The sequence below is a fragment of the Amycolatopsis sp. EV170708-02-1 genome (assembly GCF_022479115.1).
In the GTDB taxonomy this organism is placed as follows: Bacteria; Actinomycetota; Actinomycetes; order Mycobacteriales; family Pseudonocardiaceae; genus Amycolatopsis.
The window spans coordinates 9,217,382-9,231,679 of record NZ_CP092497.1 but is presented as its reverse complement, the minus strand read 5'-3'; the positions used below and the strand labels follow the sequence as shown (position 1 = coordinate 9,231,679).

At 68.1% G+C, this 14,298-nt stretch carries 10 protein-coding genes; 3 read left to right on the top strand and 7 right to left on the bottom strand.

Annotated elements, in window-relative coordinates; all coding sequences use genetic code 11:
• Positions 1 to 52: 52 nt before the first annotated feature.
• From MJQ72_RS42380 to MJQ72_RS42360, 5 genes are all read right to left on the bottom strand, one after another.
• Positions 53 to 1,648 carry an SdrD B-like domain-containing protein gene (locus MJQ72_RS42380; protein ID WP_396427031.1) on the bottom strand — a complete coding sequence of 532 codons (1,596 nt, stop codon included), beginning with the start codon at positions 1,646 to 1,648 and terminating at the stop codon, positions 53 to 55.
• 127 nt (positions 1,649 to 1,775) lie between these two features.
• A complete protein-coding gene (locus tag MJQ72_RS42375) occupies positions 1,776 to 3,878 on the bottom strand; it encodes a PhoX family phosphatase (RefSeq protein ID WP_240596451.1) in 2,103 nt (700 codons plus the stop codon).
• Between the two features lie 179 nt (positions 3,879 to 4,057).
• The gene (locus MJQ72_RS42370) at positions 4,058 to 6,100 is read right to left on the bottom strand and encodes a PhoX family phosphatase (RefSeq protein ID WP_240596450.1); all 2,043 of its coding nucleotides are present in this window, start codon (positions 6,098 to 6,100) and stop codon (positions 4,058 to 4,060) included.
• 97 nt (positions 6,101 to 6,197) lie between these two features.
• The gene (locus MJQ72_RS42365; RefSeq protein ID WP_240596449.1) at positions 6,198 to 7,415 is read right to left on the bottom strand and encodes an MFS transporter; all 1,218 of its coding nucleotides are present in this window, start codon (positions 7,413 to 7,415) and stop codon (positions 6,198 to 6,200) included.
• Positions 7,405 to 7,863 (bottom strand): MarR family winged helix-turn-helix transcriptional regulator, encoded by a 459-nt coding sequence (locus tag MJQ72_RS42360; protein ID WP_240596448.1) that lies wholly within the window; start codon positions 7,861 to 7,863, stop codon positions 7,405 to 7,407. The genes MJQ72_RS42365 and MJQ72_RS42360 overlap by 11 nt, the downstream gene beginning before the upstream one ends.
• A 77-nt stretch (positions 7,864 to 7,940) precedes the next feature.
• On the opposite strand from MJQ72_RS42360, the gene MJQ72_RS42355 reads away from it, so the two are divergent.
• Entirely contained in the window at positions 7,941 to 8,579 is a 639-nt protein-coding gene (locus MJQ72_RS42355; protein ID WP_240596447.1) for an HAD family phosphatase, read from the top strand.
• A gap of 444 nt (positions 8,580 to 9,023) precedes the next feature.
• Here the strand turns inward: MJQ72_RS42355 and MJQ72_RS42350 are convergent, their stop codons facing one another.
• On the bottom strand, positions 9,024 to 10,106 hold the full coding sequence (locus MJQ72_RS42350; RefSeq protein WP_016338274.1) for an inositol-3-phosphate synthase: 1,083 nt from the start codon (positions 10,104 to 10,106) through the stop codon (positions 9,024 to 9,026).
• A 62-nt stretch (positions 10,107 to 10,168) separates the two neighbouring features.
• Positions 10,169 to 10,714 (bottom strand): PadR family transcriptional regulator, encoded by a 546-nt coding sequence (locus tag MJQ72_RS42345; protein ID WP_005168208.1) that lies wholly within the window; start codon positions 10,712 to 10,714, stop codon positions 10,169 to 10,171.
• 247 nt (positions 10,715 to 10,961) lie between these two features.
• On the opposite strand from MJQ72_RS42345, the gene MJQ72_RS42340 reads away from it, so the two are divergent.
• A complete protein-coding gene (locus tag MJQ72_RS42340; protein WP_240596446.1) occupies positions 10,962 to 11,375 on the top strand; it encodes a DUF5318 domain-containing protein in 414 nt (137 codons plus the stop codon).
• A gap of 481 nt (positions 11,376 to 11,856) precedes the next feature.
• On the top strand, positions 11,857 to 14,232 hold the full coding sequence (locus MJQ72_RS42335; protein ID WP_240601563.1) for a transglycosylase domain-containing protein: 2,376 nt from the start codon (positions 11,857 to 11,859) through the stop codon (positions 14,230 to 14,232).
• The last annotated feature ends 66 nt before the right edge of the window (positions 14,233 to 14,298 follow it).

The window sequence follows — 14,298 nt, the reverse complement described above, 5'->3', positions numbered from 1 at the left end:
GACTCGCGTGATTGGAGGCGTAACTCGCGTGCTTGAAGGCGTAACTCGGCGATCACGGGTCGAGCAGGCCGGCGTCCCTGGTCAGGTCTTCCGGGGAGCCAGGGGAGGCGACCGGGGTGCAGCCGGTCGCGGGGTCCGCCGCGGAGTCGGTGCCGTTGTGGGACGCGGCGCCGGAGCGGGTCAGCCGGCGCGAGCCGACGTCGAAGCACACCTGGTACGAGCCCGGGGCCAGGCGCTCGAAGGCGTAGCGCCCGTCTGGGGCGGTCACGGTGGAGCCGACCTCTTTGCCGGAAGCGTCCTTCAAGGTCACTTTCACGTCCGGGACGCCGAGCTCGTCGCGGCTTTGGAGACCGTCCTTGTCCTTGTCCAGCCACACGAAGTCGCCCAGCCTGCTCGTCGGCGCGTTCAGCCCTGCCGCGAGCGTCAGGTCCACGCGTTTGCGAGGGCCGACGGTGGTGGTCGCGGTGCAGCCGGTCGCCGGGTCGGCGTCCGAATCCTTCGCGTCGTCGCCCGCGTCCTTCGCCGTGTAGGTGTACGGAAGCCCGGCGATGTCGAAGCAGACCTGGTAGATGCCGTCCTTCAGCTTGGTGAAGCGATACTTCCCACCGGCGTCCGTGGTGATCGTCCCGAGCGCCTTGCCCGAGGCGTCCTTCAATGTCACCTTCACGCCCTGAACGCCCGGCTCCCCGGCGTCCTGGAGGCCGTTCCGGTCGACGTCGTCCCAGACGAGCTCGCCGATCTCGTCGATCGCGGGCGGCGGGGTGACCTTGATGGTCGTCGTCGCGGTCTTCTTCGGCAGGGTGCCGCTGGAGACGGTCACGGTGCTGACGTGGCCGTTGTCGGCTTCGGTGACGTTCTTGTGGTCACAGGTGACGGTCGCGGACTTGCCGCTGTCGAGGGTCGCGATCGGCGCTGGTTTCCCGTCGCAATACGGGTCTTCGACCTTGATGTCGGTCAGCGTCGTGGTGCCGTCGTTGGTGACGGTGAACCGGTAGTTCGCGGTGGTGCCCGCCTCGAGGGTGGCCGTGGCGCCCCAGGCGCCGCTCGCCGGATCCCGCACCTCGGCCTTGGCCGAGAACGAGGCGACCTGCAGGTGGACGCAGTCCCACATGACCCAGTTGCGGTCGGTGGCGGCGAAGAACTTCACGGAGCCCGCCGACGGCGGCGCGATGGACGGCGGGAAGTCCTGCCGCGCCAGCGCGCCGTCGCTTTCGACGGCGTGCGTGACCTTGAGCTTGTTCTCCAGGACGACCTTGCCGGACCCGTCGTAGAACCGGAGCCCAGTCTCCTGGACGGCGTCCGTGCGCTGGAGGTTCGTGCCGGTCCAGTCGGTCAGGGTGTAGACGGCACCGGGCACGAACTTCAGTGCCGCGTAGGCGGTGCTGACCATCTTGTCCGGGGTCGCGATGAGGGCGTACCGGCCGCCGTCGGGCTGGTAGCCACTCGCCGTCGACAGCCGGGGCTGTTTACTCCTCGGCGTGCCGGGCGGCACCGGGGCGGCCGGGCTGAACGTGTACCCGGCGGGCGGGCTGCCCTGCTCGACGCTCGGATTCGGCGCGGCGCCGCCGGCGCAGCCGGACGGGACCGTCGTCGCCTGCGCGTAGGAAGGGACGAAGCCGAAGACGAGCGCGCCTGCCGTCATGAACACCAGTGCCCTTTTCACAGGGCTGAAGCTAATGAGCGCGACCGGCTTCCGTCATCACCGAACGGTGTCGTCCGGCGCCCCGATCAGGCGGAACAAGTCTCGCCGAGAGTGATCGGGGCGCCGGAGGCCACTACTTGACGCCGATGCGGCCGACCTGGCCCCAGCGGCCCTTCTTCCACACCGAAACGATCGACGGCCGCGGCTGCGAAGTGCCGCCGTCCGGCCAGTGCGACGTCGGGTTCGCGGAGCTGTCCGCGTCCTCACCCGGGTGCTGCACGGCGACGAGCACCAGGTGATCGGTCACCACCGGGCCACAGCATTCCGCGCCGACCGGGACCGACAGGAACTGCTTGACGTGCCCGCGTTCCGGACCGTCGACCGGCACCGAGAACAGGCCGTCGTGCGCGCCCAGCGCGTTGCCGTCGGTGGAGATCCACAGGTTGCCGTGCCGGTCGAACGCGACGTTGTCCGGGCAGGAGATCGGGCTGACCTGCTCCTTCGGGAAACCGCCGAAGTAGGTGTCCGCCGTCTTCGGGTCACCACAGACCAGCAGGAGCCGCCACGAGAACTTCGTCGACGCGGCGTCGCCTCGGTCCTCTTCCCATTCGAGGACGTGACCGTTGCGGTTGTTCGGCCGCGGGTTCGCCTCGTCGACGTTCGCCTTGCCGGCGGGGCCACGCTGGCTGTTGTTGGTCAGCGCGGCGTAGATCCGGCCGTTGACCGGGTTCGGCTCGATGTCCTCGGGCCGGTCCATCTTGGTCGGCTGGACCTTGTCGGCCGCCTCGCGGGTGAAGACGTAGACCTCTTCGGCGGTGAAACCGTCCACAAAGGACTTGTTGCCGGCGGCCAGCGGGATCCACTCGCCGACGCCGTCGAATTCGCCGTCCGCCGGGAGCTTCCCGGTGCCGTCGATCTCGGAAGCCGGGCTGTCGCCGGTGAACCGGGCGACGTACAGGGTGCCGTCGTCGAGCAGCGCCGAGTTGTGGCGGCGCGCGTGCGCGCTCTTGCCCGGCTTGTACTTGCCCTTGGAGACGAACTTGTAGATGTATTCGAAGCGCTCGTCGTCACCGGAGTAGACGGCGACGCGGCCGTCCTTGGTGATCTTGATGTTCGCGGCCTCGTGCTTGAACCGGCCGAGCGCGGTGTGCTTGATCGGCGTCGAGTTCGGGTCGTTCGGGTCGATTTCGACGACCCAGCCGAACCGGTTGGCCTCGTTGGGCTCCTGCGCGAGGTCCCAGCGCTTGTCGAACCGCTCCCACTTACGGGTGCTTTCGGTGCCGGAGAAGCCGTACCGCTTCAGGCGTGCCGCCGCGACGGGGTCGGTGACCTTGGCCGCGTTGGCGAAGTACTGGTTGACGTTCTCCTCGCCGGAAAGCACGGTGCCCCAAGGGGTCACGCCGCCGGCGCAGTTGTTCTGCGTGCCGAAGACCTTGCGGCCGGTCGGGTCCGCGGAGGTCTGGAGGTACTTCGAACCGGCGGCCGGGCCACGCACCTCGAAGGCGGTGTTCAGCGTGATGCGGCGGTTGAACGGGCTCGGCGTCACACGCAGGGCACCGCCGATCGGGTCGCGGAAGGCCTGGACGACCGAAAGGCCGTGCGCCGCCCACGCGATCTTGACCTGCTCCTCGGTCGGGTTCTTCGGGTCGTACTGGTCGGCCGGGAACATGTGGACCTCGGTGGTGTACTCGTGGTTCACCACCAGCAGGTTGCGGATGCCCAGCGGATCCTGCGGGATCAGGCCGACGAAGTCGCAGTTGTAGCCGAACTGCTTCGCCTGCGCGGCCGCGGTCTGCTTGTGGAAGTCGAACTTCGGCGCGCCCCACTCGACGGCGTCGCCCCAGCGGATGACGACGCGCTGCTCGTAACCCTCGGGGATGGTGATCGCGTCGAGGGTGTTCGGCGGCACCGCTTCGAAGTCGGTGCCGGGCACCGGACGCCCGGGGCGGCCCGGCTTGCCGTGGCCCGCGGCGGAGACGTCAGCCGGGGTTTCGGCGGCGGCCGTGCCGGACAGCGCGGCGAAACCGCCCGCGGCGGCGGCCATCACGGCGCCGGCCTTCAGCGCGCCACGGCGGGACAGCATGTTCTTGACGACGTCGCCGAAGTACTCGTTGTCCGACGTGTTCGGCTCGGGGTGGGCGCACGCGTTGCCGCAGCGGTACTCGCAGGTGACCGCGGAGCGGCCACCGGGGTGGGAGGTGATCAACGGCAGGAGCCGCTGAGGCTCGAAGGACACAGGGCCTCCATGGTCGCGGTGGGTACACGTAGTCCAGTCGGGGGAACGTCGTGACGGTAAGCGACCAAAACGATCCAGCTCTGGCCAGAAGATGAACAGCGCGCGAACGAGCGATGGCGCGCTGCCGAGCCAGGCAGCGCGCCATCGACCAAAAGTACTGCTAGATCGTTGCTTTTCGACTAGGAACCGATATCCGCCAGGCCATGCCTGCCGGGTTTCCACACCGCCACCACCGAGGGACGGGGCTGGGTTTCCCCGCCGTCCGGCCAATGGGAGGCCGGTTTGTCGGCGTTCGCGCCGTCCACTTCACCCGGATGCTGGACACAGACCGTGACGATCTTCCGCTCGACGATCGGCCCGCAGGTCTCCGCGCCGCGGGGCACGGTGAGGAACAGCTTCAGCTCGCCGCGGTTGCGACCCTCCAGCGGCACCGAGTAGAGGCCGTCGTTGATGCCGAGGGCACCCGCCGAGTCGGTGGAGATCCAGAGGTTGCCGTGCCGGTCGAAGGCCACGTTGTCCGGGCTGGAGATCGGCGAGACCTGGTCCTTGGGGAAACCGGCGAAATAGGTGTCCGGCGAGGCCGGATCGCCGCACACCAGGAAGAGCCGCCAGCTGAACGTCAGCGCGAGCGCGTCCCCGCGCCGTTCTTCGAGCTCCAGGACCTGGCCGTGCTTGTTGTTCAGCCGCGGGTTGGGCTCGGTGGCGCCTTCCTTGCCGGGGTTTCCGCGCTCGACGTTGTTGCTCAGCGCGCAGTAGATCCGGCCGGTGTACGGATGGGCCTGGATGTCCTCGGGACGGTCCATCTTGGTGGCGCCCACCCGATCGGCCGCCTCGCGGGTGAAGACGTAGACCTCTTCGGCGGTCATTCCGTCCACAAAGGACTTGTTCCCGGACGCCAGCGGGATCCATTCGCCGCCGCCGTCGAATTCGCCGTCGCTGGGCAGTTTCCCAGTGCCGTCGATCTCCGCGGGCGGGCTGTCGCCGGTGAACCGGCCGACGTAGAGCGTGCCGTCGTCGAGCAGGGTCATGTTGTGCCGCCGGGCGTGCGTGCTGTTCCCCGGTTTCATCCGGCCCTTCGAGATGAACTTGTAGATGTACTCGAAACGCTCGTCGTCGCCGGAGTAGGCGACCACGCGGCCGTCCTTGGCGACGCGGATGTTCGCCGTCTCGTGCTTGAACCGGCCCAGATGCGTGTGCTTGACCGGGGTGCTGTCGGGATCGTGCGGGTCCAGCTCGATCACCCAGCCGAAGCGGTGGGCCTCGTTCGGTTCCCTGGCGATGTCCCAGCGCGCGTCGAACCTCTCCCACTTACGGGTGGTCGCGGTGCCCTTGATGCCGTAGCGCGCGTAGCGCTTGCGCTTCACGGGGTCGGCCACCGTTTCGGCGTTCCCGAAGTACTGGTTGATGTTCTCCTCGCCGGACAGGATCGTGCCCCACGGCGTGACGCCGCCCGCGCAGTTGTTCATCGTGCCCAGCACCACCGTGCCGGTCGGGTCGGCGGCGGTCTTGAGCAGGTCGCTGCCCGCCGCCGGACCCGTCACCTTGAACGGCGTGTGCAGCGTGATCCGCCGGTTGTAGCGGGACATCTTCGGCCGCAGGTGCCCGGTGTCGCGTCCGCGCGACACCTGGACGACGGTCAGCCCGTGGGCCGCCCACGCGATCTTGACCTGTTCCTCGGTCGGGTTGTCCTTGTCGTAACCGCGGAACATGAACTCTTCCGAGGTGTACTCGTGGTTGGTGACCAGGAGCGAAGAGAGTCCCCAGTGGTCGAGCGGCAACAGCGCGGCGAAGTCGCAGTTGTAGCCGAACTGCTTCGCCTGCGCCTCGGCGGTCTGGTGGTCGAAGTCGAATTCCGGCGCGCCGGGCAGCACCGCGTCACCCCAGCGGATGACGATGCCCTGCTCGTAGCCCTCGGGCACCACGACGGCGTCGAGCGTGTTCGGCTGAACCCGCTCGTAGTCCGTGCCGGGTGGCGGTTTCGGCCGTCCCTCGGGCGCGGCGGACGCGGGCGCGGCGAGCGCGAGCGGGGTGCCTGCGGCCAGCGCGACGACGGCGGTCGCCTTCAACGCGCCACGGCGGCTCACCGCGCCGAGCACGTCGGCGAAGGTGGGGTTGTCCGAGGTGTTCGGCGCGTCGTGGAAGCACGCGTCGCCACAGCGGTAGGTACAGGTCACTGACGCCCGGCTTGGTGAGTGGCCGGCCAGCAACGGAAGGAATTTCACGCGGACCTCGCATCTGCAGTTCGGGAGGTCGACGCTAAGGCACCGGACCGACGAGAGGAAACCCCTCGTTGGTCCGGTGTTCACCCTTTGTTCCGCTTTACATCTCCTCGCCCACGAGGACGGCCTCGGCCGGAATCGTGTGCGGATCGGCGGACTTCTCGCGGATCGTCAGCAGGGCGCCGGCCAGCACGCACAGGATCGCGGCGATCACGAACGGCGCCTGCTTGGCGCCGAACCACTCGGCCAGGTGACCGACGACGGTCGCGGCGACCGCGCCGCCGAGCCAGCGGCAGAAGTTGTACCCGGCGCTCGCGACCGGGCGCGGTGCGCCGCTGATCGACATCGCCGTACCGGTGAAGAGCGTGTTGAGCAGGCCGGACACCAGACCGGACAGGATGATGCCGACCACCAGCACGGGCTTGCTCGGGATCGCCATGACCAGCAGCAGGACGGCGTAACCGAAGACGGCGACCACGGTCGCGTGCCGCTCGCCGAGCTTCGCGGCCAGCTTCGGCGCCAGCACCACACCCGCGACGGCGACCGAAAGGCCCCAGCCGCAGAAGATGAGGCCGACGGCGACGGCGCTCCACTCCAGCACGAACGGCGACCAGGCCAGCACCACGAAGAACGCGGCCGTGTACAGCGCGGAACCGATCGAAGTGCGCAGCAACCCGCCGTGTTTCAGCGCGCGGAACGGGTCGAGCAGGCGGATCTTCGGCCGCTTCTCCTTCGCGTCGGCGGTCAGGAAGATCGAGCACAGCACGAGACCGCACAGCATCAGCAGCGAAGTGCCGAGGAACGGGCCGCGCCACGAGATGCTGCCGAGCAGGGCACCCAGCAGCGGGCCGACCGCGAGACCGACCCCGAGCGCGGCTTCGTACAGCAGGATCGCGCCTGCCTGGCCGCCGGTCGCGGCGCCGACGATCACCGAAAGCGCGGTCGCGATGAAGAAGGCGTTGCCGAGGCCCCAGATCGCGCGCAGCCCGATGAGCTGCTCGATCGACCCGGACGCGGCGCACAGCGCGGTGGCGACGACGACCAGCGTCAGCCCGACGACCACGGTCCGCTTGGCCCCGAACCGGGCGCTCATCGCGCCGGTCACCAGCATGGCGACCGCCTGGACGCCGAGGTAGCTGGAGAACAGCAGCGTCACTTCGGACGGCGTCGCCTTCAGGCCTTCCGCGATCGACAGCAGGATCGGGTCGACCAGCCCGATGCCCATGAACGCGATGACCGCGGCGAACGCGGTGATCCAGACCTGTTTGGGCTGTCCCTTGACGGCGTCCAACAGGCTCGAGTGCGGCTCAGCGCTCATCGAGGATCAGTTCCTCCTTCTTTTCTTCGTGCAGCAACCTGGTGAGGGCGGGGAGCGCGGCTTCGATCGCGGCGCGGTCGGTCTCGTCGAGTTCGAGGAGCCGTTCGCGGAAGAACTCCTCCCTCGCGACGATCAACCGGCGATGGAAGCGCTGCCCGACCTCGGTGACCTCGACGAGCACGGCCCGGCCGTCGGCGGGATCGCGGCGGCGGCTGACCAGGCCCAGCCGTTCGAGACGGCGGACGACGTCGGTCATCGTCGGCATCCGGACCCGTTCCAGTTCGGCGAGCGTGCTCATCCGGCGCGGACCGCCGTTGAGCAGCTCCGACAGCACCGATCCCTGCGTGAGGGTGAGCTGCACCTGCGGTGTCTCCCGGCGGACGAGGTAGTACAGCCGGAACACCAGCGGGCGGAGCCGGTGGGCGAGATCGGCGACTTTCGTGGTCACTTAGCCATGCTAACTAAAATTACTGAGCATGGCTAAGTAATCTGCCGCACAGGTTTCCAGCGCCTAGGGTTGACGGTGTGGAAGCGGTGATCTTCGATCTCGACGGTGTCCTGGTGGATTCGGAAACGATGTGGGACGAGGTCCGCCGGGCGGTCGTCCACGAGTTCCACGGCACCTGGCGGGAGGAATCGACCAGGGCCATGCAGGGGATGAGCACCCCGGAATGGGCCGCCTATCTGGCGCACGACCTCGGCGTCCAGCTGCGGCCCGCGGACGTCGCGCAGGTGGTGATCGACCGGATGGCGCGGCGGTACGCGGAGAAGCCGCCGATCATCCCGGGCGCGCCCGGCGTCGTCCGCGAGGTCGCGAAGCACTGGCCGGTGGCGATCGCGAGCTCGTCGCCGCCGCTGCTGATCAAGGCCTTCCTCGACATCACGCGGCTGCCGGTGCCGACGGCGGTCTCGTCGGAGCAGGTCGGCGCGGGGAAGCCGGCGCCCGATGTGTATCTGAAGGCGGCCGAGCTGCTGGGCGCGGAGCCGAAGAACTGCGCGGCCGTGGAGGACACCACGAACGGGCTGCGCGCGGCGCTGGCCGCGGGGATGACGGTGTACGCGGTGCCGAATCCGCATTTCCCGCCGGATCCGGCGGTGCTGGAGCAGACGACGGTGGTCCCGGTGATCACGGACCTGCCGGCGGCGCTGCTCAAAGAGGGCTGAAAGCGTCCTTCACCGCATGTGATGCGACGAAAGCTCCCTTCACCGCGTCTAATGCGGTGAAGGGAGCCTTTAGCACACTTGAGCCCACGGGCATCGGCGTCGAGTCGGCCAGGTCTCGTGAGTGGCGAGAACGCTTAGGCGCAAAGGTGTCCAGGTACCTACTGCCAGTGCGCAGGTGGCGGTGTCGCGTGACTGACCGGACGACACGCGTGACTGGAGGGACGACACACGTGATCGGGCGGACGACTCGCGGCGGAACCCCGGCCGCGGTCGTGTCGTCCCTCCAGTCACGCGTGTCGTCCATTGGATCACGCGTGCCGTCCGGTCAGTCACGTGACATCGCCGGTTCTGAGCCGAGACCGTCGGAAAGTCGGAAAATGCTGAAGGCTCCCTTCACCGCGTCTAATGCGGTGAAGGGAGCCTTCAGCCCACGTCAGAGAACGGTCACGCCTCGCCGGCGATGAACTTCTCCACCGCGTCACGGGCGGTGGCGTCGTCGTACTGCTCCGGCGGCGACTTCATGAAGTACGAGGAAGCCGAGAGGATCGGGCCGCCGATGCCGCGGTCCTTCGCGATCTTCGCGGCGCGTACGGCGTCGATGATGATGCCCGCCGAGTTCGGCGAGTCCCACACCTCGAGCTTGTACTCCAGGTTCAGCGGCACGTCGCCGAAGGCGCGGCCTTCGAGCCGGACGTACGCCCACTTGCGGTCGTCGAGCCACTGCACGTAGTCGGACGGCCCGATGTGGACGTTGCCCTTGCCGAGCTCGCGGTCGACCTGCGAAGTGACCGACTGGGTCTTCGAGATCTTCTTCGACTCGAGCCGCTCCAGCTCCTTCATGTTCAGGAAGTCCATGTTCCCGCCCACGTTGAGCTGCATCGTCCGGTCGAGCTGGACGCCGCGGTCCTCGAACAGCTTCGCCAGCACGCGGTGCGTGATGGTGGCGCCGACCTGGGACTTGATGTCGTCACCGACGATCGGGACGCCGGCCGCACGGAACTTCTCCGCCCACTCGGGGTCGGAGGCGATGAACACCGGCAGCGCGTTGACGAACGCCACACCGGCGTCGATGCACGCCTGCGCGTAGAACTTGTCGGCCTCTTCGGAGCCCACCGGCAGGTAGGAAACGAGCACGTCGACCTCGGCCTCGCGCAGCGCGGCGACGACGTCGACCGGGGTCTCGTCGGACTCCTCGATGGTCTCGCGGTAGAAGCGGCCGAGACCGTCGTAGGTGTGACCGCGCTGCACGGTGACACCCAGCGGCGGCACGTCGGCGATCTTGATGGTGTTGTTCTCGCTGGCGAAGATCGCCTCGGACAGGTCGCGGCTGACCTTCTTGGCGTCCACGTCGAACGCGGCGACGAACTCGATGTCGCGGACGTGGTACTCGCCGAACACGACGTGCATCAACCCGGGCACGCGGGTGCCGGCATCCGCGTCGCGGTAGTACTGAACGCCCTGGACCAGTGAGGCCGCACAGTTGCCGACGCCCACGATGGCCACCCGAACGCGGCGGTTCTCGCCCATGCCGGTTTCTCCTTCATTAGTCCAACAGTTGTAGGTAATGCGCAGCGCGCTCGGAGAGCGCCTCAGGTCTCCGGTCCGCGCTGCTCGGCCTGTTCGTGCGCGATCAGCTCGTTGAGCCAGCGCACCTCCCGCTCACTGGACTCCAGCCCGAGCCGGTGCAGCTCACGGGTGTAGCGGTCGATCTTCTCCTCGGCCCGCGCCATTGCCGTCCGAAGTCCTTCTCGGCGTTCCTCGACCCGACGACGGCGGCCTTCCAGGATTCGCATCCTGACGTCGGCCGGTGTCCTCGAAAAGAACGCCAGGTGGACGCCGAAGCCTTCGTCGTCCCACGTCTGCGGCCCGGCGTCGCCGAGCAGTTCGGCGAACCGTTCCTTGCCCTCGGCGGTGAGCTTGTACACGCGCTTGCCCCGCCGTGCCCACGCCCGGTCTTCCACCTCTTCGAGCTCCTCGACGAGGTAACCGGCGCGCAGCAACCGGCGCAAGGTCGGGTACAGCGAGCCGTACGAGAACGTCCGGAACATCCCGAGCGTCTCGTGCAAACGTTTGCGCAGCACGTAACCGTGCATGGGGGTCTCGTGCAGCAGCCCCAAGATCGCGAGCTCGAGCACACCGCACCCCCTTCCGGGAACAAACCGCGACCGGTCGCGTTGGCCACCGTGACCGGCTCGGTCAACCTACCGGCCCACTATATCGCGCCGATACATCGAAGTGGCGTAGCTAACCCGATCGAGCCCCGGCGGATCGGGACGAAATTCACCGGAGAGTTATCGAATCGTCGGCGTGTCCGACCATGCGCGGACCGTCTCCCCGACAACGGGGCGTGGACCACACAGCAAGAGCCCGTACTCTGTTGGCGTGCGAAACCAGCGGCAGGTCGTGGACTACGCCTTACAGCGGCGCGCGCTGCTCAAGGGCGTCCACTCCGGACGGGTCGGCACATACGACGTCTGCGACGCGGGTCCGTACCTCCTGCGCGCCGCGAAATTCCACGGCCGACCAGGCGAGCGGGACTGCCCGGTCTGCCATCGGGAGGAACTGACCCTGGTGTCCTGGGTGTACGGCGACGAGCTCAAGCACGCCGCCGGATCGGCCAAGACGCCGGAAGAACTGGTGCGGATGGACGGGCTCTTCGCGGAGTTCACCGTCTACGAGGTCGAGGTCTGCGGGAGCTGTCACTGGAACCACCTGGTGCGCTCCTACGTCCTCGGAACAGGAGAACCGGGGACCACCCGGCCACGGACCCGGTCGCAGAGGACAGCGGGTCAGTGACAGGTATCGAAAACGCAGTTGACCACAGAGCGGCGTCCCCCGAAGCGCCGGTCTGGGAGGCCCATTCGTGAACGACGACCGCAATCGCTCCTGGCCTGGCCAGGAGCCTGATGCACCTCGCCGTGCCCAATGGCCGGGCGAAGACGAACCCGGCTGGCCGAGCGAAGAACCGCCGCGCCGCCCCCAGCGCCGGACACCCCCGAACGGCACCCCCCGCTCGGCCTCGCCCCAGCGTTCTTCCGATCCGCAGTGGCCGGGCGGCGACGCCGGCGGCCCGGAGTGGCCCTCCGACAACGAACCGCGCCGTCCCGCGGCCCCGCGCCGTGCCAACGGCATGCCCCCGCGCAGGCAGGGACCCCCGCCGCCCGGTGGGCGTCCGCCCGGTGACCAGCGTGCCCGGCAGGGCGCCACCGGACACCGTCCGCCGCCGCCCCCGCCCGGCAACCGCCGTCCTCCGGCCCCCGCCGACCAGGCGACCGCGATGGTCCGGCCGGTCGAGCCGGAGCCGTACGAGCGAGAGCCGGAGCTCATCACGCATCACGCGCACAACGGCACCGAAGACCCGTACGGCTACGACCCGTACGACGATCGCTATGACGATCGTCACGAAAGCACCGCGCTCGGCGCCGAGGGCGAAGACACCTACGAAGACGAGCCCGCCGAGGGCGAAGACGGCAAGAAGAAGGTCCTGACGCCGAAGCAGCGCAAGAAGCGCCGCTGGCGGATCATCCGCCGAGTCCTCTACGCGATGTTCGGCCTGTTCGTCGTGGTGCCCGCGATCGCGTTCGTCATCACCTACTTCCTGGTGGACGTCCCGTCGCAGGAAAGCGTCGCGAGCCTGCAGAGCCAGCCGATCACGCTGATGTACGCCGACGGCAGCCCGATGGGCAAGATCGCACCCGCCAGCGGCGGAAGCCGGTACCTGCTGCAGCCCGGCGAGGTCCCGGAAGTGGTCAAGAAGGCCGTGTACGCGGCCGAGGACTCGTCGTTCGAGACCAACTCCGGTTTCGACGTCGGCGGCATCCTGCGCGCGGTCTACAACAACGTCACCGGCGGCCAGGGCGGCGGTTCGACGATCTCCCAGCAGTACATCAAGAAGGCCACGGCCAACGAGGCGCCGACGCTCACCCGTAAATGGACCGAGCTGGCGAAATCCTTCAAGATGAACAACCAGATGTCCAAAGAGGAGATCATCACCGCCTACCTCAACACCATCTACTTCGGTCGCGGGGCGAACGGCATCGAAGCGGCCGCGCAGGCCTACTTCAAGAAGCCCGCCAAGGAACTCAACGCGTCCGAGGCGGCCCTGCTCGCCGGCCTGATCCAGGGCCCGAGCCGGTCGGAGAACGAGCCGTACGCGCAGCGGCGCTGGAACTTCGTGATGGACCAGATGGTGGCGAACAAGTGGCTCGAACCGGGTGCGCGCGCCACCGCCCAGTTCCCGAAGCCGATCCCGAAGGCGCAGGCAAAGGCCGACGACGCCGGGACGCTGAGCCTGCACATCCGCAACCGGGTGATCGACGAACTCGAAGCCCGCGGCTACGACCAGGACCGGCTGCACCAGGGCGGCTACAAGATCACCACGACGATCGACCCCAAGGCGCAGAAGATGGCCGAGGAGTCCGTCGCCGAGGGGATGAAGGGCCAGACGGACGAGAACATCCTGAACGCGCTGGTCGCGGTCGATCCCAAGACCGGCGGCGTGGTCGCGTACTGGGGCGGCCCGGACTGGAAGAAGAACGAACAGGGGCAGGACGTCCAGGCCATCGACTGGGCGAACGTGCCGCACAACCCCGGTTCGGCGTTCAAGGCCTTCGACCTGACCGCCTTCCTCAAGATGGGCAAGGGTCTCGGCGAGACCTTCGACGGCTCCAACAACCGGAAGTTCGACGGCCGCACGATCCGGAACGCGGGCGAGAGCTCCAACTGCGGGCCGCAGTGCACGGTCGCCGAGGCGATGAAGGTCTCCGCGAACACCGTGTTCTACGACATGGTCCGCAACGAGACGAAGATCGACCCGGTGGCGAAGGCCGCGAAGGAAGCCGGCGTGATGGTGGAGGCCGACGGCGGCAAGGCGAAGCTGAGCCCCGACATCAACATCGCGCTCGGCGGTGGTGGCACGGTCACCACCGCGGAAGACATGGCGGCCGGCTTCGCCACCTTCGCCGGTGAAGGTGTCCGGCAGAAGCAGCACTTCGTCGCGAAGCTGACCAACTCCCAGGACGAGGTCGAGTTCGACGAGACGGCTCCCAAGGGCGCTCCCGCCTTCAGCGACGACGCCGCCAAGAGCAAGCAGATCGCCGGCAACGTCACTGACGCGCTCGAAGAGGTCATCCCGTACTCGAAGCTCAAGTGCCCGAAGGGGCACGAATGCGCGGGCAAGACCGGGACGCAGCAGTACGACTTCAAGGACAGCGACCCGGCGAGCTATCGCGATCGCAACGCGCAGACCTGGATGGTGGGCTACACGCCCAGCATCTCGACCGCGGTCTGGGTCGGCGGCGACGGCAACAAGCCGCTGCACGACAAGAACAACAAACCGGTCTACGGCCGCACCATCGCCGGTCCGATCTGGGAAGACTTCATGTCCCGGTACATGACCGGCAAGCCGTCGGAGAAGTTCGACCAGGTCAAGCCGATCGGCAAGGACGCGCGCTCGGTGCCGACGACGACGGCGCAGAAGCCGCCACCGACCACCACCACCCCCGAGACGCCGTCGACCACCCCGACACCGACGACTCCCACCGAGCCGACGGAGACGGAACCGACGAAACCCACCAAGCCCACGAAGCCGAGCTGGACGAGGCCGGGGCCGGGGACTTCGGATCCGTTGTTCCCGAACGGCGAAGATCCGTGACGATCGGGCTGAGCACGTGATGAAAGGTGTGCCGGGCGGGTGCCCGGCACACCTTTTTTCGTGGCA